Raw genomic sequence first — 20,717 nt, 5'->3', positions numbered from 1 at the left:
CAACGGGTTGACGCGCGACCCTAGGTTGGGTCATGCGCACGTGCGACGACGAGAAGAGACGAGGATCGTGGCGAGCATCGACGGGCTGTACAACTTCCGAGACACGGGCGGCATGCCGTTGACGGGCGGCGGGGCCACGCGCAGCGACGTGCTGTTCCGCTCTGACGCGCTGGCCGCGCTCACGCCGGCGGGCCTGGACGCACTCACGGACACGGATATCGGCGTCGTGGTCGATTTCCGAACACCGGGCGAGCGCCAGACGGCCCCCGACCGTCTTCCCTCATCCCGGGCGTTCCGGGTCGTGGAGCTGTCGATCCTGGAGGGCGCGATGGCCGAGATGGCCGGGCGCTTCGTCGGCAGCGGCGCGGCGTTGAACCCCGGGCTGATCGCGCAGGCGATGGCGGCGCTGCCGACGCTGAGCGAGTTGTACATCGGGATGCTGCAGCACGGCGCGGCCGCCTTCGCCGAGGTCGCGCGGCTGATCGCCGCGTCGACGGACGATGAGCCGACGGCCGTGCTGGTGCACTGCACGGCCGGAAAGGACCGCACCGGTGTCGCGGTGGCGCTGATGCTGGACGCGGTCGGTGCCGACCGCGCCGCCGTCATCGCCGACTACGCGGCTTCGCAGGACAACCTCGCCGGGCCGTGGGCTGACGGGATGCTGCAGATGATCACCGCGTTCGGGCTGCCCCTCACGCCGGAGGTGCGCGCGCTGGTGACGGGGACCCCGCCCGAGGCGATCGCTGCCGCGCTCGAGTGGACCGATGCGCAGTTCGGCGGCGCGGGGGGCTACCTCGAATCGGGTGGGCTGACCGGCGACGAGCTCGCGGCGCTTCGCGCGCGCCTCAGGGCGTGATGCGTGGCGGGTTGTGCATGAACTCGATCCGTATTCCGTTGTCGTCCTCGACGAAGGACGCGTAGTAGCGATCGGAGAACCGCGCGTAGGTCTTCGGGTCGCGCACGGCGTGCCAGCCGGCCGCCATCGCGACCGCGTGCAGTCGATCGACGTCCTCGGCCGAGTCGACGGCGAACGCGAGGTGCTGCCAGCCCACTCGCCCATGCCGGTGGGGACCACTGCCGGGTTCGCGGGCGGGGAACAGGATGAGCTCCGGGTCATCGCCCATCTGCCACGACACAGAGCCGTCGGCGTCGTGCCGCTGGTATCCGAGCGCGCTCATGACCGGGTCGAACTGGGCGATCCCGCGCTGCAGGTCCTCGACGGTGATGCCCAGGTGATCAAGAACGGCCATCGGATCATCCTTTCCACGAGGTGCGGCCGAAGCGCTCCCACCGATCGACGATGCGTGGCGTCGCGTCCTGCGCACTGGTGCGGACCACCACGGGCCGCCCGTTGATGAAGACCTGCTCCACGTCGGACTCTATCGCCAGGGGATCGCCGGACCAGATGACGATGTCGGCGTCCCGGCCCGCTTCGAGCGCGCCGACGCGCGCGTCCAGACGGAGGATGGATGCCGGGTTCACCGTCAGCGCCTCGAGCGCCGTGCGGGCCGGCAGGCCCTCGCGCACGGCGAGGATCGCCTGCAGCCGAAGCTGGTCGATCGGCACGACCGGATGGTCGGTGGTGATCGCGACCTTCACTCCGGCGGCCGCGAGCAGCGCGAGGTTGCCGATCGCGCGATCACGCAGTTCCACCTTCGAGCGCGAGGTGAGCATCGGCCCGAAGATGACCGGGATGTGCTTCTCGGCGAGCACGTCGGCGATCTTGTGCCCCTCGGTCCCGTGATTGACCACGAGGGTGTAGCCGAACTCCTCGGCGATGCGGATCGCTGTGGCGATGTCGTCGTGACGGTGGCAGTGCTGGTCCCAGACGAGCTCTCCATCCAGTACCGCGGCGAGGGTCTCGTCGGTGAGGTCGCGGTCGAACGGCTCGCCCTTCGCTGCGGCGGCCGCACGCTTGGTCGCGTAGTTGCGGGCATCCACGAACGCCTCGCGCAGTACGGCGGCGACGCCGAGCCGCGTGGAGGGGGTCTGCTTCTTGTCGCCGTATACGCGCTTCGGGTTCTCGCCGAGCGCCGATTTCACGGAGACATCGAAGGCGAGCACCTGCTCGTCGACGGTGCGGCCGCCCCACGTCTTCAGTGCGACGGTCCGTCCCCCGATCGGGTTGCCGGAGCCGGGCTTGATCACCGCAGTGGTCACCCCGCCCTTGAGGGCGTCACGGAAGCCGACCTCCTCGATGTCGATTCCGTCGAGGGCGCGGAAACGCGCGCCGTTCGGGTCGGTCATCTCGTTCGTATCGTTCCCCGACCACCCTTCCCCGTCCTCGTGCACTCCGAGGTGGCCGTGCGCCTCGACGAAGCCCGGCAGCACCCAGCTGCCGGTGGCGTCGACGACGCGCGCGCCGTCGGGGATCGTCGTGTCGGAGCCGCCGACGGCGGAGATGACGCCGTCGGCGACCACGACAACGCCGTCCTCGATCGGCTCTCCGCTGACGGGAACGACGTAGCCACCGGTGATCGCCAGGAAATCAGTCATCCTTCCACCCTAGGACGGCTCCCGATTCCTCAGGTGGGAAGACCTCCGTGGAGCTGGGCGAGCAGCTCGATGTGATCGCCGGTCCCCGAGTACTCCGCGATCCGCCGGTCCATCACGCGGTACATCGCGAACTCGGCCACGTTCACATGCCGTCGGGTCGGCGCGATGCCGCGGAAGGCGGCGGCGTGCGTGCCGCCTGCGCGAAGGTGTACCGCCAGCCGGTCCTCTTCCGCGATCAGCTGGACGCGACGCCAGCGCCAGTCCGGGAAGGCGGTGAACAGCTCGGCGAGGTCGTCGATCCAGGCATCCGACCCGCTCGGCAGGTGCGCGCGACGCACGGACGGCGAGAGGAAGGATCGGATCGCGTCCAGGTCGTGCCGGTTGCAGGCATCCAGGTAATCGGCGTGCCACTCGCGCATCTCCCACGGCTCCACCCGCCCATTATCCGGGGCGACGGACCCAGCGCATGCTCACGTCCCGTCGGCGAGGATGCGCTCGAGCACGATGCGGGCCTTGCGAGCCTCGCCTTCGGGGTCGTGCGAGCCGGAGGCATCCGCCAGGACGAGCATCGCTTTCCACAGCGCCCACGCCTTCCCTCGCGCCCAGACTTCCGAATCCCACGGCAGCGCGGCGCGGAACACGTCGCGTGCGCGGTCGTCGAACATCGTCCAGGCGATCGCGAGGTCGCAGGCGGGATCCCCCGCCCCCGAGGTGCCGAAGTCGATGACGGCGACCAGGCGTCCCTCGCGCAGCAGCAGGTTCCCGGGCGCGATGTCGCCGTGGAACCACACCGGCTGTGCAGTGATTCTCGTGCGCAGCGCAGCATCCCAGATCCGCCGCGCAGCGACCGTGTCGATCGTGTCCTCGAGCTCTCGCAGAGACCGCTGGACCTCGTCGTCGTAGACGCGCGGATGCGCACCCCGCCAGAAGCTGTGCGGCCCGGCGGCCGGAGCATCGGTCGTCTCGACGGCGGCGAGGGCGACGAGGAAGCGCGCGACGTCCCGGGCCAGATCATCGATGTCGATGCCCGGCACGTCGCCCGCCGGTGTGCCGTCGATCCAGCGGTACACCGACCACGGCCGGTCGAACTGCGGCGTGGGCGATCCGAGCGCGATCGGCGCGGGGATCTCGAACGGCACGCGGGGCGCGATGACCGGCAGCCAGCGCTGCTCCTTCGCGACGGCGGGAGCGTACCCGTCGGCGCTCGGCAGTCGGACGAGCATGTCGTCGCCGAGACGGAAGGTGCGGTTGTCCCAGCCCCCCGGCATCACCTGACGGATGCTGAGGGCCGCCCACTGCGGGAACTGCGACGCCACCAGCCGGCGGACGAGGTCTTCATCGATCGTCACGGGTCCCCACGGTACCTTCCGCCGGGCCGGGTGGGGTGGGATGATGGCGGCACGGGAGAGATGGTTCGATGATGACCTCCGTTCTTTTCGTGACATGGGACGGCGGCGGCAACGTCCCGCCGATGCTGGCCGTCGCTTCCGAGATGCAGCGACGCGGTCACGCAGTGCGGGTCCTCGGTCATCCGTCTCAGCGCGCTGCGGTGGTGACGGCTGGGCTCGCGTTCGAGGCCTATTCGACCGCACGGAGCTGGACGGCGCTGAAGCCACGTTCGGGCCTGCGTGCGGATCTGGCCTATGCAGCCGTCTTCGCCGATCGTCGCCTCGGCCGTGACGTCGTGCGATCGGCACGACGATCGCCCGTGGACCGGATCGTGGTGGACGGCCTGCTGATCGGGGCGCTGTCGGAGCTCTGCCGCGCAGGACTTCGATACACGATCTTCGTCCACACCCTCCGGGCGGCGATGTATCGGGCGGTCGTGCGTGGTCCGCTCGGGGCCGTGCTGCACGTGCGCGGGCTGCGTCCCGCGCATCTCTACGAGATCGCCGAGCTCGAACTGGTCGTGACCGATCCGCTCCTGGATGTCCGACCGCGCGCGAACGCAGCCTCGATCGTCCACACCGGGCCTGTCTTCGCGGAGCGTGCGACGCAGTCGACCTTCGACGACCCGCCCGCCGAGGTGCTCGTGAGCCTGAGCACGACGTACGTGCACGGTCAGGCCGAGCTTCTGCAGCGCATCATCGAGGCGATCGCACCGCTGCCGGTGCGGGTGATCGTGACCACCGGCCCGGCGATCTCTCCCGATGAAGTCCGGCCGTCGTCGAACACCGACGTGCACGCGTATCTCCCGCACGCCGACGCGATGGCCTCGGCGTCGGTCGTCGTCGGCCACGGCGGCCATGCGACGACGCTGCTCGCACTGGCACACGGCATCCCGCTTCTGATCATCCCGACGAACACGTCGTTCGATCAGCCGGTGATCGGCCACGTGATCGCCGCGCACGGACTGGGACTCACCCTCGACAAGCGTGCCTCGACGGAAGCCATCCGCGACGCGGTGGTCGAGCTGATCCGCCGGCGGAGCTATCGCGATCGCACGGGCGAGGTGGGCAGGCGGATCCGCGGCGCCCCGAACGGAGCGGTCGTCGCCGCGGATCGACTCGCAGGACGCGCCGCTACAGCAGGATGACCGTGGTCCCCGCCGTGGCCGCGGGCCCGCTCATCGCGGCAAGCGCCGACGGGGCGTCGTCGAGGGACACCGTGCGTCCGACGAGGGCGGACGGGTCGATGATGCCGCGAGCGATCTGGTCGAGCATCGCGGGATACTCGTGCGCCGGCATCCCATGACTGCCCAGGAGCTCCAGCTCGAGCGCGATCACGCGGCCGACATCGAGCGCGGGGACGGAGTCCGCGCCCGCGAGCAGGCCGACCTGCACATGCCGGCCTCCGGGCCGGAGGCTCGCCAGGCCTCGACGCAGCAGCGATGCGCGCCCGAGCGCTTCGATGACGACGTGCGCGCCGCCGTCCGTCGCCGCGGAGACCTGCACGTCTGCGTCTTCGGCCTCGCCGTCGACGGCGACGGCGGCGCCGAGGCGCACGGCGAGATCCCTCGCGGCAACGGACACGTCGACTGCGACGACATGCGCGCCGGCTGCGACGGCGACGAGGATCGCGGATAGGCCGACCCCGCCGCATCCGAACACGACCACCTCCTCGCCGGCGCAGACGCGACCGCGCGCCGTGACCGCTCGATACGCGGTGGCGAACCGGCAGCCGAGTGCCGCGGCCGTCGCATCGTCGATGCTTCCCGGTACGGCGACGAGGTTCGTATCGGCGTGGTGGACGATCACCCGCTCGGCGAAGGAGCCCCACCGGTCGAATCCGGGCTGCGTCTGATTCGGGCAGACGTTCTGGCGCCCCTCGGCGCAGACCGCGCACGTGCCGCACGCGTTGACGAACGGAGCGGTGACCCGCTCGCCGCCCGACCAGGAACGCACATCGGCACCGACGCGGACGATGGTGCCCACGAACTCGTGACCCGGCACGTGGGGCAGGAGAACCGTGTCGTCGTGCCCGAGCCACGCGTGCCAGTCGCTGCGGCAGACTCCGGTCGCCGTGACCGCGATCACGGCGCCGTGCGGCGGGCACTCCGGCTCGTCGACGCTGCGGATCGTCGGCAGCTCGCCGAACGACTCGTAGACCACAGCGCGCATCCGTCGATGCTCTCACCCACGATGCGGACGAAACGAACGAACCCCCAGAATCTGGCGGGATTCCGGGGGTTTGCGTAGCGGGAGCGGGGCTTGAACCCGCGACCTCACGATTCAGGATCCGCCTGGCCCCGCGACTTTGTTACTTCGCGACGTCTCGACGAATCTTGCTTTGACCAGGGACATCTTGCCCGCGTTCTTGTTCGTTGATTCCGATTATAAGTGAACTTTCGGTGCGTCTCGGCTCGTCTGGGGCCGCCTGGACCGGATAACCGTTGGATAAACGTGGCGCAATCAAGTCGTACGGGAGGCGTTCGATTGCCGCGCCTTCAGCGCGCGGTTGCGCGGGCGATGTGTCCGAGACCAGCTTGACCAGACCGCTTCAAGGTCATCGCCACCGCGCAGTGAGCTTCACTGCCGCAGCGGTGAGGGACCGGCTTTCGGGCCGGCACGGGCAACCTTGCATAGTCGTGCGATTGTGTGCGCGGAGGGATATTCACACCGAGCAGAGCGGGTTGAGTAACGGCAACCTGCGCCCAACCCATTGTGTGGGCGCCCCGCCACCATACGATCGACTAGCGATCTCTCCCGCTGCAGATTGGGGGGATTCGAGTCGATCGATGAATGGGGATCCGATTGAGCATCAGCGTTGTTGACAGGAAGCTCCTGTGGGGGCGGTCAGCAAACAGATGTGCGTGGCCGGCTTGCAATCAACGGCTGGCGCTCAATCTACTGAACCCGGAGGCAGACATACTCCGCGACCACGGAGCAGTGATCGGTGAGGAAGCGCACATTCGTTCCGCTCGCCAAATCGGTCCCCGCTACGATCCCCAGTACCCGCGAGAAAAGCTCGACACCTATGGCAACCTCGTTCTACTCTGCCCAACTCACCATGCGATTGTCGACAAAGACGAAGGCGCCGCCTGGCCGACGGATGCTGTCGAGAATTTGAAGGCGACGCACGAACGAGCTGTAGACGAAGCCACTAGCGCAACCGACCTCGCGGTACGCGACCTCGAGGAATTGTTGGTTGCCCAAATTGCAAACTGGGAAATCAAAGCGCGACTGGCAACCTGGCGCGCAATGACCAGTCACCTAAATAACGTGTATCCACAACTTCGCCAGGATGAAGCTGACGGTCTGTTCGAGCTCGGCGCATGGTTGCTGGAACGGCGGTGGCCAGATGGATATCCACGCATTGTCTACGCCTTCGAAAATTTCCGGCAGGTCCTGACATGCCTGCTTGAACTCATAGGGCGTAGCTTCGAGGCAAAAGGGCAGATTTTCGAGCTTCCTCGCGAACACAAGCGCATCGGGTGGAACGCCAGCCTCTACACCGAGTTGATCTCGGATTTCAACGTAAAGGCAAACGTCGTTTGGCTACTGACGATGGAGTTGACCCGCGCAGCGAACTTAATCATCTCAGCCGTGGCCGCAGAGCTCGATCCGCTTTATCGCCTAACCGAGGGGTATGTCCTTCTGCAAGATGGTGACGCCTTTTGGGGAATCGAACTTTCGCGCCTCCAGCACCCAACTCCAAAGCCAGACTCGGTTCCGCAGGTGTATTCGTTGCAGGCTTTGATCGACCGAACTCGTGTCGAACTCGATGGTGGCGACCCCCGAAGCGAACCTGACATCGACCTATACGCCGTCGATGTGTCTGAGTGGGCGCGCCCGACAGACTGAGGACCCGCCTGTCCAGTCGGCCAAGGCACAAGGTCGCAGGCGCTGACGATGAGCGTGTCCGAGACACATTCACGCAGCTGCTCATCGATACCTCGCCTTCGGACTCGTTTTCAGACGCCAAACTTCATCGGTTATGACTGGTCTGGGCTATGACGTGGGACGGGGCGAGCGCACCTTGGCCGGGCGAAGGCCGTCCGCCGCGCCCGGCAACAGCGCCCAAAAACCTAGTGCGAAGAGCGGGTGGCTGCCGCGGAAGTCGCGCGCCTGTCGGTAGCACCTCGGTAGGTGTTGTCCGACCCCAATGCCATGATTCGAACATGTCTTCGATTGACCAGTGCGTCGAACGGGCGGGTCTGCCAGACTGTCCCCCGTCAAATAGAATCCAGCGCATGTATCCCGAGCTCAACCCGTTCAACCCTGGATCCGGTTTGGAGCCGCCGACACTGGCCGGTCGGGACGCGGAGGTAGCCGCATTCGATCTGCTCGTTGCGCGAACAAGGCACCAGCGCCTATCCCCAAGCATCATCCTTTATGGGTATCGGGGCGTTGGAAAGACCGTGCTGCTCAACGCCATGCGCCGACAGGCGGCCAGTGCCGGCTGGCTTTGCATCGATATTGAAGGTCAGCCTTCTGAACCAGGCGCCGCTGCGGTCAGAAACCGCCTCGGACGGCATCTCCACGTCGCGGCGGACAAGTTCAAGAATGGCAAGCCGTACACCGCAGCAGTTCGGCGGGCTTTCGGCACGCTCACATCCTTTTCGCTCTCGCTCGGTGTCGTCGGTCTGGAGCTTGCGCGAGAGCAGCCGAATGCACGCGCACAATCGGGGCGACTCGAAGTGGATCTCGAGGAATTGGTCGAGGACTTCGCTCCCGCCCTCAAAGAGTCATCGAGCGCAATCGGGGTCTTCATCGACGAGATGCAGGACATCGACCAGGAACTGTTGGAGGCCCTCCTCACGGTCCAGAACCGTGCGGGCCAGGAGGGCATTCCTTTCTACGTCGTAGGGGCGGGTTTGCCGTCCTTACCGTCACTTCTCGGCCGCACTCGGAGCTACGCAGAGCGACTGTTCGAATACCGGCAAGTCGACGCGCTCGACGCTGAGGCTGCGCGAACAGCCCTCGAGCGGCCGTTCCTTGACCGAAACGTGATGGTCGCACCAGACGCTCTGAACCTGCTCTTAACCGAATCGAGCGGCTACCCGTATTACATTCAGATATTCGGGCAGGCCGCCTGGAACGCCACCCCCGACAAGTTCGTTCACATCGAATCTGCGCAGAAGGCCGTGGAGGTCGGGTACCACCGACTAGAGCAAGGCATCTTCCCCTCGCGCTGGGATCGAGCTCAGCCAGAGGAGAAGGAATTTCTTCGGAGCATGTGCGAAGTTCCAGAGACACCATGTTCGATGGCTCAGTTGGCGGCCGTGGGCAAGCTAGAGCAGGACCAGCTGCCAGCTCTCAAACGGTCGCTGATAGAGAAGGGCATCATCTATTCCCCGGACCTGGAGACTGTTGCGTTCACGGTGCCCGGGATGCCACGGTTCATTCGACGGCAGGACTCCCTCGCTTAGATAGCGAAGGAGTGATCCACCTCGGTGACCTGTCGCGAGCGCTTCAAGCCAGATCAACGGTGACCAACCAGTCGCGAGGGGCGGCGGGAGTTCCTAGTTGATACTGCTGCTCATCGATCTCGGACGGAACATTCATGGCTTCGAAGGGCTCGTAAACTCGGCGTGAAGGGAAGGTTCGGGAACGGTGCTCAATACTCTCGAACGTCGAGCTGCCCGCCTCTTCTCGGCGGCAATGCTGCGACCGATCTTGTCCGGCGCGCCCTCGAGCCCGCTTCAGTCGGAACTATGGCAGTTGCGCCCCGAGCTTGGACTTGGCGGGGACGCGAACGCGGGCAGCGTACTTGCGGCGGCGTACGACCTTCTGTCTTCTTCCTACCGGAGTGAGTACTTTTATAAGAATCTGATCGCTAGCAAAGTGGCTGTTGGGAGGCACCGCGCAGCCAATGTCGTGATGCTCAGTGAGTTTCGGCTGGGCGGGTCGATCGCCGATTGCGTTTTCATCAATGGATCTGGCATGGTCTACGAGGTCAAAACGGAGTTTGATTCTCCAGACAAGTTGGACCGGCAACTCGCCAACTACTACCGCGCGTTCCCGCTGGTCAATGTCGTCGCGCACGAGAATACTGCGGAACGGTACCTTCGGGTGCTGGACGGTTCGCCGACCGGGTTGCTGGTTGTCGGCCCTCGATCACGTCTCTCAACGGTCAGGGTGGCGGCGTACTCCGCCGAAGGCTTCGACATTCCTACGATGTTCAACGCGCTGCGCCAAGGTGAGGCCGAGCGGGTCCTGACCGATGCCTTCGGCGAGTTACCTCTCGTGCCAAGCGGCTTGCGATACGCTGAGCGCCTGTCACTCGCTATGACAATGTCACCAGACACTTTTCAAAGTGGAATGCAAGCAGCCCTAAAACGGCGGCTCCTTCGGGCAGATCGCGACTTGGTTGTAAACCCAATAACCGAGCCGCTTAGAGCTCTTCTCTTTCAGATCAACCCGAATCCCCATCAGGCAGCGACTCTGCTCAGATGGCTGGAATCTAAGGAGCACGACTTTGTACTACCCGTATCTGAGGGGAAAACAGTTTGAGCTCCTGGCACTTAAGGAGCTGAGCCCGCTCCTAGGGCAACGCCAGAACGTAACTCCCATCATCGAACCCGTGCGGGCTCCTGAAGGCGGACTGACCCGATGCCTTCAGGCCCTCAGCGATAACGATCTTGGTTATGCGCTGATCGTCAACCCGAGCGCCGGAGAGCTACGGGCCGAGGTGATGCCTGAAGCCATCGCAAGCTACGTTCGCACGAACGGGCTTCCGGGCGTATCAGCGCTCGGGGTGCTGGTCGACGAGACAACAGACATCACCGCCACGTTGCGAGCCTACGAAGCTCGATATGGAAGCTCCTTCCCTTTGATGCTCGTCCACAACGGCCTGTCGGCCGAACTGGAAGCCCTTCGACTAGGCACAGACCACCTCAACCGCACGTTCGACGTAGTGGATTTCGGTGTTCGAAAAGCGTACTTCCGTGCCTTCCGGAACGATCAGATCCTCCTGCACGACTGTTTTGAGCGCGCCGAGAGGAATTCTGATTATCTTGACCGTGGCGAGACGGACTTCAGCGATGACCATCTCTTCTACGCCGACGAAGGCTGGGCGGGCTTCGGTGACTATCTCACGATCGGTTCGGGCTATGTCGATGGTGGCTTCACCCCACGCGCGGTTGCCATTCACTGGACGTACGAGCCCGTCGTGGATGGCATCATCAAGATCCGTCACTTCACTTCCGAGAACAACGGGGACATCGCGAACGTCGGAGGCAAATTCCTCGAGGCCGCAGAGAAGCTTGTGGCCTTTCTCGACCAGCAAGGCATACATACCGTCGCCTCTGAAGTAATGCGCCAGCACTACGCCGACAGCACCTATCCTGGCCTCGGGATTGTGAAGAAGCTTTCGATCCAGAATCACCTCGAGCTCATCTCGAGCATCCTGGCCCGATGACCGAGCGTGCGTGCGCGGACTGTTTTTCAGCACCCAGCTGGATACCCAACGCCAGTCCGCCCGAGGGCGCTATATCGGACTGCAGCTTCGGTCACAGCCACAACGTGAGGACGTGGCCGACCACGGCCTGGATCGACAGTTTTGCCCGACTCTTCGCGATCTACGAGGACAGTCTCGCCGAAGAAGGCGAAGAATTGCACGTGCGAGTGCAAGCGGATTGGAGCATTTTCAGCTTCACCGATGTTGGCCTGGTCAGGACATTCCTCATGTCAGCGGTTCCGGATCACCCATTGTTGGTCGCCGGAGTGCGCGTTCGCCTGCGGAAGTCTACAGACGGCCGCGCTGCTGACCACTCGTCTACTTGGGCGAGGTTCTCCGAAGAGATTCGACATCAGAATCGGTACTTTCCAAAGAGTGCTCCGAACTGGGAGATCCTCGAAGAGGCATTAGGGGAAAGCATCGCGACAATTGCGTCTGCCGCGACTTTGTACCGCGGTCGCTTGACGCAACCAAACGAGGCAATTCCTATCGAGCAGATGGGCGCGCCCCCTCCGAGCCTCGCTCCGCCCGGTCGGGCGAATCCCGTAGGGATCCCGTACCTGTACCTCGCGCTGGAATCGAAGACGTGCGTGTACGAAACGCGTGTCGCCAATTACGCGCGCATCGCTATCGGGACGTTCCGAGTGCAACGCGATCTCAAGGTTCTTAACTTGGCAGAAATAGACGCGCTGGACTTCTTTTCGACCTACGAAGAAATCGAAGACAGCGGTCTGCAGGCGATCAGAGTCTCGCTGCATCGGTACCTCCAGTCCCTTGGAGAGGAACTTCGCCGACCGGTACGCTCTACCGACGAACCCACTGACTATATCCCGACGCAGTATTTGTGCGAGATGGCGAAATCCCTGAGTTTTGACGGCGTTCTCTACTCCAGTTCGCAGCGGCCGGGAGGTCGCAACGTCGTCCTCTTCAACGTGGATGACGCGGTCTGTGAGTCTGTGCAGACCGTCGTCATCACAAGCATCGAGGCCGAATGGGAGACGGTTCCCGCGCCTCTGACGTCCTAACAGCTACTCCGTAGCAGTCTCCGCAAAATCGATCTGCCCAAGTCGGAGAACGTGTTCTCCTCGGGAGCGCTTCGACTGGACGGGAGCTCAAGCTCCCTCGTTGCCTAAGAACTCGCGCTCGAAAGCCGCGTGGCCGAGCTGGAGAAGGAGGAATTCGAGCTGGCCACAGACATCCACCTGATGGAGAGCGGATTATTCGCGGGTCCTCACGAACCGCATCCGACCTTCGATCGTGTGGGAAACGCAGTTGGCTGCGAGTCAGAGTCCGGACGCAAAACTTGACCCGCGTCGCACGCCCGGACTCCTTCACACACTCAGATGGCTCGGGCCGCGTTGGCCCCTGGCTGCGCAAGTTTGGGTTCCACACGCCAGTTTGACGTAGATCGACCGGCCACGAGCTGCCACTCGGCGTTGCAGCGTTTGCACAGAATCGTCACGTCATGTTCGCGGAAGCCCGGGATATTCTCGTGTTCCTCGAGGATCTTCCCCTCGCCGCAGGGGCACAGATACTCGTACTGCTCCACATCGCCGCCGCCCGCGCCCCATCCCCCATGATCGCCTCGGGACCGATCTATCAACTCCGTGCGGATACCTGTGGACTCTGGGGAAGTTCGAGCCCAGTCGACGATCACTTCACGTGCAGCGGTCAGGAATGGGTCCACGGCGCCGAGTTCGAAAAGGATGCGCAACAGGTCTTCGGGTTGGCGCGCAATACCGTGATCGCTGTCGGCGATACCGGCGCGATAGTCGTAGACAAGTCTCTCTCGTGAACCGAGCACCCCGCGCCCACCTGCGGGATTCACCTGAGTCACGAGCCACTCGTGGAACGGGCTGGTCACCGGCTCAGCCTGCTCGTCAACGCCGTTCCAGCGCTCGGGGACGGCGCCCGTGTCGCGGTATCTCTCCAGAGCGCTGGCGAAGTATGCGTAGCCCGGAGGTCGGTGGTGGTGCGCAAGGATGCTGCTGCCTGAGTTTTGACGGGTGCGGCGTGCGTATTCGACCTGAAGGGGCTCCAGCCCAAAATTGGCATTCGGCGTGTAGCCCTCAGGCGCGGTCGCCTCAATCGGCAGCTCCAATGCTGCAGCCGACCATATCGCGACGCCGTTCGGTACGTAGGAGAAGTCGCCGAGGTGCTGCGCGAAGAACTGTTCCGCCGTGTGCTTGAGGTTGTAGCTGAAGGCGTCTTCGCGAGGCTCCGCTGTCGGCGAGAACGCCCTCAGCAATTCCGCGGTCAGCACCACGACGAGGTAGTCGCCCTCCGTCGAGCTGCGCAGCGGATGCTCGTCAGCTGACCACAAACCGTTGTCACCGAGGTGGCTGACACGCGCGCCGGTGTCGGATTCGGTGCCCGAGGCAGCTGTGTCCCACACCGGTTGAGATAGGACCAGATTCTCGGTGAGCACCGAGATCAGCTTGCGTGCGCTGAGTCGCTCACCGAGAATACCCTGCGCCAGTGGGTGCTTCATCAATCGCAGCGCCGCGGTGTAGGTCATACCGGAGAACGTGCTCCACGCTCGCGCGTCACGTTGCAGGTCACGAGATTGATCGTGATTCGAGGTAGTCATCGTCATCTCTATCCGGGCGTGGGGTCGGTCTAATGACCAACTCCCTTGCTCGACATCCCACGCCTGCCGCGCACACGCCCTGAAAGGAGAGAACGAAACAGCCAAAACATCTGGATCGGCCACCGTTGTCCTCGGCGTCGCGATCACGTGGGGATCTCGACTTGGAGAAGGGCATTCCAGCTACCCGGGTCACCAATATAGACCCGCGGTGCAAGTCTCACCGACACAGGGACGTGTCGGCGCGCCGCGGCGCGCCTCGCCTTGGGGCCTGACGACTGATATCTCACCACCGCCTCGGCTGCGACTCACGGCCGGACGCTACAACGAATATCCGGTAGAACCGAGGCAAGGATCGTCATTAGACGTCCGCTTAGCGCCGCGGGCGTCCCCAATTCCGCGCCGGGCGACCGTTCAGGGATCCGCTCCTGATCGGCACGCTTCACGAGATCGAAGCACCTTGCGCGAGCGTTGGTCCTGACGGCACAGGCGACTGGGTGGAGCATGCGGCTCGGCATGCGGTCAGCGGCTGACCTTCGAGAGGGGGGATATTGTCGACCGGCGGGTCTGACGACCGCCCGCCGCTGCGGTAAACGCTCGTTTTGACCACGGGGCCGACTGGGAAACTGGTGAGGAGCTCAGCCGTTCCGGATCGCGACGGTCCGCGTGTTGAGGAAGCACTCGATGGCCTCGGGGCCGCCCTCCGTACCGTAGCCGGAGTCCTTCATCCCCCCGAACGGAAGCTCAGGAGACGGGGCCGCGGGCATGTTGATCCACATCATCCCCACATTGACCTTCCTGCGGAGTAGATCAGCGCTCTTCAACGACGTGGTGAAGCCGAACCCTGCCAGACCATAGGGCAGACGATTGGCCTCGGCGATCGCGTCTTCGAGCTCTTCGAACGCCCAGATCGGAGCGATCGGCCCGAACGGCTCTTCGTTAAAGATGCGCGAATCGACCGTGACGTCGGACAGCACGGTCGGCGCCCAGAAGTAACCTTCCTCGCCGATTCGCCTACCGCCGGTGAGAACCGTCGCGCCGCGCGCGACCGCATCCTGCTGCAGTTCCTCGATCGCCTCCAACCGACGCAGGTTCGCGAGGGGTCCCATCTCGGTCCCTTCGGCCAGGCCATCCCCCACCGAAAGGCTTCCGGCCACCTCGGCGAATCGCGCGGCGAAGCGATCTTTGACGCTCGCATGCACGAGAAACCTGGTCGGACTCGTGCATACCTGTCCGGCGTTGCGGAACTTGGCCCGCGCCAGAATCTCCGCGGCCGACTCGACGTCGGCGTCGGCGCAGACGATGACCGGGGCGTGACCGCCCAGCTCCATCGAGACCCGCTTCATGTGCAGACCCGCGAGCGCAGCGAGTTGCTTACCGACCGGAGTCGATCCGGTGAAGGTGATCTTCTGGATGATGGGGTGCGGGATCAGATACTCGGAGATCTGTGCGGAGTCGCCGAAGACGAGCGCGACCACTCCGTTGGGCAACCCGGCGTCGTGGAACGCCCGCACCAGAGCCGCCGGACTGGCGGGCGTCTCGTTCGGCGCCTTGATGAGGATGGAGCATCCGGCGGCAAGCCCGGCAGCGAGTTTGCGGATCACCTGGTTGATCGGAAAGTTCCACGGTGCATATGCGACGACGGGGCCGACGGGATCCTTGATCACGACCTGCTGAACTGTGGGGTCCGAGCGGTGCGGAACCGTGCGGCCATAGACACGGAACCCTTCCTCGGCGAACCAGTCGGTGATGTCAGCGGCGGCGCGCGTCTCGGCGACGGCCTCTGGGAGGGGCTTGCCCTGCTCGAGCGTCATCAGCCGGGCGATCTCGTCCGCACGCTCCCGCAGCAGGTCGGCTGCTCGTCGCATGATGACGCTGCGCTGGGCGGGCGTCATCTCGCTCCAGACCTCGAAGCCGTGCTGTACCGAATCGAGCGCACGATCGAGGTCGGCGATGCTCGCCTGGGCGACCACACCGATCCGCGCGCCCGTCGAGGGGTTGAGCACCGGTCGTGATTTCGAGCCCTCGGCATCGATCCACTCTCCGTCAATGAAGAGTTGGGTGTCGTGATACGACATGCTGCACCTCGTTCCTCGCGGGGCGACCTGCCCCGCCTTCGTTGTCAATGTCGGATGTTCAGCGCCACGAGAAAACGCGACACCATGTTGTATGCCGCCACCGTGGCGACCAGCTCGACGACGCCTCGAGCATCGAAATGCGACTGAATGCGCTGCATGAGGGCGTCTGGCACTTCGATCTCGGTGGTCATCGCGTCCGTGAGAGCGAGGGCAAGGTGCTCCTGCTCCGAGAACGGACCAGGACCGGCATCCCGCTGCACCGCATCCAGCTGCGCGCTCGTGACGCCGGCAGCCTTCGCATGGGGCACGTGAGCGGCGAACTCGAAGTCCGCTCGGTTGAGCACGGCCACGCGCAGTATCACGAGTTCCCGAACGGTCGACGGTGTCGTCGACCGGTTGCGGATCGCGGTCAGCAGCTTCTCCCACCCATCAGCCACCGGAGCGCTGTTGAGCAGCGCCCGGTACAACACGGCGATCTCGCCGCCGCGTTCGGCACGGATGTCGGCTTCGATCGCGGCGAGCGCCGGGTTTGACCCCGGTTCGACGAGGGGTACGCGGATCTCGGAGCTCACGACGCATCCGTCGAGTTCGACAGCACGAGTCGTCCCGCCACGCCTCCGCCGCGGAGCCTGTCCAGCGCATCGTTCACATCATCGAAGGGCACTGTCTCGACCGGAAGCGCAGCCAGCCGACCGGTCTGCGCAAGAGCAACCAGCTCGCGCAACTCGTCGAGGGTGCCGACGTACGATCCGCGCACCGTCGTGGATCGCTGTACGAGCGGAACGAGGGGGAGAGTGATATCGCCCCCGAACAAGCCGACGATGACGGCGATGCCGCCCTTGCGCAGCGACCCGATGGCAAATTCCGCTGTGCTGGTCACGCCGACGAAATCGACGGCTCCAGCGACGGGTCCCATCTCAGCGAGCACTGCTCGATCAGCCTCGCTCTGCGGATCGAGCACCGTCACGCCCTCGACGCCTCGCGCCAGATCTCGCTTCCGCGGGTCGATGTCGGCCACCACGATCCGGCGGAATCCGAGGGCCTGGGCGATCAGAAGCCCGCTGTATCCCACACCGCCGAGCCCGACGATCAGCAGCAGGTCGTCGTGATCGATGGCGACTTTACGCAGGGCGCTGTATGCGGTGAGCCCCGAGCACGCGTACGTGGCCGCAAGGTTGGGTTCGATGCCGGTCGCGTCGACCAGGTAGTCCGAGTGCGGAACCAGACACTCGTCTGCGTAGCCGCCGGCGCGCGCTACTCCGATCGAGTTCGGCCACGCGCACAGATTCTCGCGCCCGAGCATGCAGTCCTCGCACTTGCCGCATCCGAGCCAGGGATAGATGATGAACGACCGTCCGATTGCCGAGTCGTCGATCGGTGCGTCCGGGCCCTTGCGCACGAGACGTCCGAGCACCTCGTGACCGAGAACGAGCGGAGGGCGGATGCCCCGGTCGGCCAGCTGAAGGCGTTTGCCGCCGCCCAGCTCGTAGTAGCCGTCCCACAAGTGCAGATCGGTGTGACACACGCCACATCCCTCGACCTCCAGCACCACTTCGGTGCCGGTCGGCTGGATGGCGGGGCGTTCTTCAGTGACCAGTCGCTCCGCGAATCGTTCGACTACGTACGCGCGCATCAATTCCCACCTTCATGGATCTCTTCTTCGGAAAGGGTTTCGAGGTAGTACCCGCCTCGCTCGTCGGCACGCAGGTGACCCACGCTTGGTGCGGGCAGATGTCCGGTGCAGACGAGTGTGTCGGTTTCGGCGAAGCGTTTGAACACCGCTCGTCGCGATGCCGTCGATTCGACTGGATCTGCGTCTCGCACGAATGCGAATTCGGGGTGACTCAGTTGAAGAGCCACGTGGAAGAGATCACCCGTCATGACCGCGAGGTCGTGGTCGGCGCCGACCACCACCATGCTGTGACCGCGAGTGTGGCCGTGCGTCGGCTCGACACGCACGTAGTCGTTGATACGGAAGCTGTCGTCGTGTAGTACCGCACCTCCCGCGTCGATGATCGGCAGGATGCTGTCGATATAGGGCTCGAATCCCTCGTCGGCGTGCTTCTGCTCCGCTGCAGCCACCTCGGCGCGGGCGAAGTGATATCGAGCGTTGGGGAACGCCGGTATCCACTTCTCACCGTCGCGCACCGTGTTCCAGCCGACATGATCGGGATGGAAATGCGTGCACACGACGTCGTCGACATCACCGAACTCGAGCCCGACCCGGGCCCACTCCTCGGAGAACCCGGTGCTGTCGCGCAGGTGCCATTCTGGGCGCGGACGCACCTTGCCGTTGCCGACGCCCGTATCGACGAGCACGACGCCCTGCGGCGTTCGCACAACATACGACTGATAGACGAGGACGAATGCGTCATCGGCGTCGAGCGCGTCCGCACCCATCCATCGACGGCTCGACTCGAGCATGGCGGGCGACAGAGCGGGGAGCATCTCGAGTGCCGGCATGAACGGCGCGACGAACTCGGTGAGCTGATGGATGGTCAGGTCGCCCACGCGAAAGGTCCTACTCATTCGTATCGTCCTCCGAGAGCGGCACGTCGGTGATCTCGGCGTCGGTCGCCCGCGCATGCGTCGCACCGAGATGATGACTCATGAGCCGTTCGGCAGCGTCGCCATCGCGGTCGTCGATGGCTTCGGTGATCTTTCCGTGCACGCGGATCACCTGCCTGCGCGTGGCCTCGTCGTCGTAGCGATCGACCGTCGTGGAAACGGCCACACCGTACGAGATCGCCTCGAGTACCGCGCTAAGAAGTTCGTTCCCGCTTGCATGCGCGACAGCTCGATGCCAGGTGATGTTCGCCCGCGAGAACCGGTGGAAGTCGGCGGCCGAGTCGATGAGCTCTTGGTGCGCCGCCTTGATGCGCGACAGCTCGCCGTCGCTGCGATACTCGGCGGCAAGACGAGCCATCGCAGGCTCGAGAACTTCACGCGTCTCGTTCAGTTCGCGCAACGACATCCGTCGACCGCGAACGAACTGGCTCAAGCTGTTCGTGACGACATCGCGGCCGGGGAGGGTCACGGTATTCCCGCCGAACCTGCCCGGTTTCGTACGTAGCAGACCCTCGGATGCCAACTGTTTGAGCGCCTCGCGAACCGAACCGCGCGTCAGTCCGGTCTGCTCGACCAACTCGCGCTCCGGCGGCAGAACCTCGCCCTCCGCGATGTCGCCGAGCAGGATGGACTCACGCAGTTGGTCGGCGAGCAGATCGTACGGTTTCGGCGCGAGCACCTTGTCGACGACGACACGCTTGACGGTGAAGTTGTCCACAGGCATCCCTTCGGTGGAGTGTCGTCGGCGACTCTAATGCAGCCTGTTGTCAATTATCAACCAACGGTGCGCACCTGGTCTTGGTGGCCTTGAACATTGGCATCGCGTCTGACTATACCGGATCAAGAATTTTATTGGCCAACCATTGACAAGCTAGTTGTCTCAGGATGAGGATGTATATCGAGAGCGGCTCTGATGGCGCTCGCGCCGCCGCCGTGCGGCGAATCGCGACGACTACGACCACGAGGACGACGATGTTTAATCTCACCGAAGATCAGCAGGCGATTCGGGATGGAGTGGCCGCACTCTGCAAGCGCTTCGACGACACTTACTGGAGCTCCTGCGAGGACGACCACCGGTTTCCCACAGAATTCCACCGCGCGATGGCCGACGAGGGGTGGCTCGGCGTCACCATGCCGGAGGAGTACGGCGGCGCGGGACTCGGCGTCAAAGAAGCAGCGATCATCATGCACACGATCGCTCAGAGCGGCGGCGGAATGGCCGCTGCGTCGTCCGTGCACATGAACATGTTCGGGCCGCACCCCATGCTCGTCCACGGCACTCAAGAACAGAAGGATCGCTGGATCCCGCGCCTCGTGAGCGGTGAAGATCAGGTCGCCTTCGGTATCACCGAGCCCGATGCCGGCCTGGACACGACGAACATCAGCACGTTCGCGAAGAAGGTCGAGGGCGGGTACCTCGTCAATGGCCGCAAGATGTGGATCTCGACGGCTCAGGTCGCAAGCAAGATCCTGCTGCTGACTCGCACCGCCTCACGCCCCGCGAAGGGCGAAGGCAAGAACACGTCTGGCATGACCCTCTTCTATACCGACCTCGACCGTTCGGCGATCGAAGTGCGCAATATCCCCAAGCACGGTCGAGCGGCGGTCGACTCGAACGCGCTGTTCATCGATGACTTCTTCATCCCGGACGCCGATCTTCTCGGCGAAGAAGGTCGCGGCTTCTATTACCTGCTCGACGGCCTCAACCCCGAGCGCGTACTCCTGTCGGTCGAGGCCATCGGCATCGGTCAGGACGCTTTGCGGCGAGCAACGGATTACGCGAACCAGCGGGTGGTCTTCGACCGCCCGATCGGCATGAATCAAGGCATCCAACACCCCCTTGCAGAGAAGTGGATCGCGCTGGAGGCGGCGCTCCTCATGGCTGAGCGCGCGGTAGACCTCTACGACGCCGGGCTCCCGTGCGGCGCGCAAGCCAATGCAGCGAAGCTGCTCGGTTCGCGAGCCGGCTACGAGGCATGCCAGCAGGCCGTGCTTACGATGGGCGGGATGGGGTACTCCAAGGAGTATCAGGTCGAGCGATTGCTACGAGAGGTGCTCGTGACCCGCATCGGGCCGATTACCGACCAGATGATCCTGAACTTCATCGGCGAGAAGGTGCTCGGCCTTCCGAAGTCATACTGAAAATC

Annotated in this window: 19 protein-coding genes; 8 read left to right on the top strand and 11 right to left on the bottom strand. The window is 64.4% G+C overall.

Annotation, left to right across the window (positions count from 1 at the left end; all coding sequences use genetic code 11):
- Positions 1 to 67 precede the first annotated feature (67 nt).
- Positions 68 to 856 (top strand): tyrosine-protein phosphatase, encoded by a 789-nt coding sequence (locus BLT19_RS07305; RefSeq protein ID WP_157681805.1) that lies wholly within the window; start codon positions 68 to 70, stop codon positions 854 to 856.
- Here BLT19_RS07305 and BLT19_RS07300 read toward each other — a convergent pair.
- Genes BLT19_RS07300 through BLT19_RS07285 form a run of 4 tightly spaced genes read right to left on the bottom strand, consistent with a single transcriptional unit; the run spans position 846 to position 3,845 of the window.
- A complete protein-coding gene (locus tag BLT19_RS07300) occupies positions 846 to 1,250 on the bottom strand; it encodes a VOC family protein (protein ID WP_091488206.1) in 405 nt (134 codons plus the stop codon). The genes BLT19_RS07305 and BLT19_RS07300 overlap by 11 nt on opposite strands.
- Positions 1,251 to 1,254: 4 nt before the next feature.
- A complete protein-coding gene (locus BLT19_RS07295) occupies positions 1,255 to 2,496 on the bottom strand; it encodes an amidohydrolase (protein WP_091488203.1) in 1,242 nt (413 codons plus the stop codon).
- Positions 2,497 to 2,525: 29 nt separating this feature from the next.
- The gene (locus tag BLT19_RS07290) at positions 2,526 to 2,930 is read right to left on the bottom strand and encodes an ester cyclase (RefSeq protein WP_091488201.1); all 405 of its coding nucleotides are present in this window, start codon (positions 2,928 to 2,930) and stop codon (positions 2,526 to 2,528) included.
- Between the two features lie 36 nt (positions 2,931 to 2,966).
- A complete protein-coding gene (locus BLT19_RS07285; RefSeq protein ID WP_231917841.1) occupies positions 2,967 to 3,845 on the bottom strand; it encodes an aminoglycoside phosphotransferase family protein in 879 nt (292 codons plus the stop codon).
- Positions 3,846 to 3,916: 71 nt separating this feature from the next.
- Here BLT19_RS07285 and BLT19_RS07280 point away from each other — a divergent pair, with 71 nt between their 5' ends.
- Positions 3,917 to 5,032 (top strand): glycosyltransferase, encoded by a 1,116-nt coding sequence (locus BLT19_RS07280; protein WP_157681804.1) that lies wholly within the window; start codon positions 3,917 to 3,919, stop codon positions 5,030 to 5,032.
- On the opposite strand, the gene BLT19_RS07275 is transcribed toward BLT19_RS07280, so the two are convergent.
- Entirely contained in the window at positions 5,019 to 6,056 is a 1,038-nt protein-coding gene (locus BLT19_RS07275; protein WP_091488198.1) for a zinc-binding dehydrogenase, read from the bottom strand. The two genes, BLT19_RS07280 and BLT19_RS07275, sit on opposite strands and share 14 nt — an antisense overlap.
- A 768-nt stretch (positions 6,057 to 6,824) precedes the next feature.
- Here BLT19_RS07275 and BLT19_RS17590 point away from each other — a divergent pair.
- From BLT19_RS17590 to BLT19_RS07255, 5 genes are all read left to right on the top strand, one after another.
- The gene (locus BLT19_RS17590; protein ID WP_157681803.1) at positions 6,825 to 7,739 is read left to right on the top strand and encodes a hypothetical protein; all 915 of its coding nucleotides are present in this window, start codon (positions 6,825 to 6,827) and stop codon (positions 7,737 to 7,739) included.
- A 389-nt stretch (positions 7,740 to 8,128) separates the two neighbouring features.
- A complete protein-coding gene (locus BLT19_RS07265) occupies positions 8,129 to 9,307 on the top strand; it encodes an ATP-binding protein (protein ID WP_157681802.1) in 1,179 nt (392 codons plus the stop codon).
- A 184-nt stretch (positions 9,308 to 9,491) separates the two neighbouring features.
- Positions 9,492 to 10,391: a sce7726 family protein gene (locus tag BLT19_RS17585; RefSeq protein WP_157681801.1), complete on the top strand. Its 900-nt coding sequence runs from the start codon at positions 9,492 to 9,494 to the stop codon at positions 10,389 to 10,391.
- Positions 10,357 to 11,298 (top strand): sce7725 family protein, encoded by a 942-nt coding sequence (locus BLT19_RS07260; protein ID WP_091488190.1) that lies wholly within the window; start codon positions 10,357 to 10,359, stop codon positions 11,296 to 11,298. Before BLT19_RS17585 ends, BLT19_RS07260 begins: the two co-directional genes overlap by 35 nt.
- On the top strand, positions 11,295 to 12,362 hold the full coding sequence (locus BLT19_RS07255) for an RES family NAD+ phosphorylase (protein WP_091488189.1): 1,068 nt from the start codon (positions 11,295 to 11,297) through the stop codon (positions 12,360 to 12,362). The genes BLT19_RS07260 and BLT19_RS07255 overlap by 4 nt, the downstream gene beginning before the upstream one ends.
- 314 nt (positions 12,363 to 12,676) lie before the next feature.
- Here the strand turns inward: BLT19_RS07255 and BLT19_RS17850 are convergent, their stop codons facing one another.
- The 6 genes from BLT19_RS17850 to BLT19_RS07225 form a co-directional block, all read right to left on the bottom strand.
- Positions 12,677 to 13,855, bottom strand: coding sequence for a hypothetical protein (locus tag BLT19_RS17850; protein WP_197673058.1), 1,179 nt, complete (start codon positions 13,853 to 13,855; stop codon positions 12,677 to 12,679).
- 707 nt (positions 13,856 to 14,562) lie between these two features.
- Positions 14,563 to 16,002 carry an NAD-dependent succinate-semialdehyde dehydrogenase gene (locus tag BLT19_RS07245; protein WP_091488187.1) on the bottom strand — a complete coding sequence of 480 codons (1,440 nt, stop codon included), beginning with the start codon at positions 16,000 to 16,002 and terminating at the stop codon, positions 14,563 to 14,565.
- 44 nt (positions 16,003 to 16,046) lie between these two features.
- Positions 16,047 to 16,574: a carboxymuconolactone decarboxylase family protein gene (locus BLT19_RS07240; RefSeq protein ID WP_197673056.1), complete on the bottom strand. Its 528-nt coding sequence runs from the start codon at positions 16,572 to 16,574 to the stop codon at positions 16,047 to 16,049.
- Complete coding sequence (locus BLT19_RS07235) at positions 16,571 to 17,635, bottom strand: alcohol dehydrogenase (protein WP_091488184.1); 1,065 nt, start codon at positions 17,633 to 17,635, stop codon at positions 16,571 to 16,573. Before BLT19_RS07235 ends, BLT19_RS07240 begins: the two co-directional genes overlap by 4 nt.
- Positions 17,635 to 18,513 carry an MBL fold metallo-hydrolase gene (locus BLT19_RS07230; RefSeq protein ID WP_157681800.1) on the bottom strand — a complete coding sequence of 293 codons (879 nt, stop codon included), beginning with the start codon at positions 18,511 to 18,513 and terminating at the stop codon, positions 17,635 to 17,637. The genes BLT19_RS07235 and BLT19_RS07230 overlap by 1 nt, the downstream gene beginning before the upstream one ends.
- Before the next feature lie 10 nt (positions 18,514 to 18,523).
- Positions 18,524 to 19,294 (bottom strand): FadR/GntR family transcriptional regulator, encoded by a 771-nt coding sequence (locus BLT19_RS07225; protein ID WP_091488177.1) that lies wholly within the window; start codon positions 19,292 to 19,294, stop codon positions 18,524 to 18,526.
- 167 nt (positions 19,295 to 19,461) lie between these two features.
- Between BLT19_RS07225 and BLT19_RS07220 the strand changes: the two genes are divergently transcribed.
- Positions 19,462 to 20,712, top strand: a complete 1,251-nt coding sequence (locus tag BLT19_RS07220; RefSeq protein ID WP_231917840.1) for an acyl-CoA dehydrogenase family protein — start codon at positions 19,462 to 19,464, stop codon at positions 20,710 to 20,712.
- Positions 20,713 to 20,717 lie beyond the last annotated feature (5 nt).

The organism is Microbacterium pygmaeum (assembly GCF_900100885.1).
GTDB classification, from domain to species: Bacteria; Actinomycetota; Actinomycetes; order Actinomycetales; family Microbacteriaceae; genus Microbacterium; species Microbacterium pygmaeum.
This window is presented reverse-complemented; position numbering and strand designations above follow the sequence as displayed.

Coding starts and splice junctions, on each gene's coding strand:
- BLT19_RS07300 (WP_091488206.1), bottom strand. CDS start 1,250: ATGGCCGTTCTTGATCACCTGGGCATCACCGTCGAGGACCTGCAGCGC.
- BLT19_RS07295 (WP_091488203.1), bottom strand. CDS start 2,496: ATGACTGATTTCCTGGCGATCACCGGTGGCTACGTCGTTCCCGTCAGC.
- BLT19_RS07280 (WP_157681804.1), top strand. CDS start 3,917: ATGACCTCCGTTCTTTTCGTGACATGGGACGGCGGCGGCAACGTCCCG.
- BLT19_RS07275 (WP_091488198.1), bottom strand. CDS start 6,056: ATGCGCGCTGTGGTCTACGAGTCGTTCGGCGAGCTGCCGACGATCCGC.
- BLT19_RS07265 (WP_157681802.1), top strand. CDS start 8,129: ATGTATCCCGAGCTCAACCCGTTCAACCCTGGATCCGGTTTGGAGCCG.
- BLT19_RS07255 (WP_091488189.1), top strand. CDS start 11,295: ATGACCGAGCGTGCGTGCGCGGACTGTTTTTCAGCACCCAGCTGGATA.
- BLT19_RS17850 (WP_197673058.1), bottom strand. CDS start 13,855: ATGACCTACACCGCGGCGCTGCGATTGATGAAGCACCCACTGGCGCAG.
- BLT19_RS07245 (WP_091488187.1), bottom strand. CDS start 16,002: ATGTCGTATCACGACACCCAACTCTTCATTGACGGAGAGTGGATCGAT.
- BLT19_RS07235 (WP_091488184.1), bottom strand. CDS start 17,635: ATGCGCGCGTACGTAGTCGAACGATTCGCGGAGCGACTGGTCACTGAA.
- BLT19_RS07225 (WP_091488177.1), bottom strand. CDS start 19,294: ATGCCTGTGGACAACTTCACCGTCAAGCGTGTCGTCGTCGACAAGGTG.
- BLT19_RS07220 (WP_231917840.1), top strand. CDS start 19,462: ATGTATATCGAGAGCGGCTCTGATGGCGCTCGCGCCGCCGCCGTGCGG.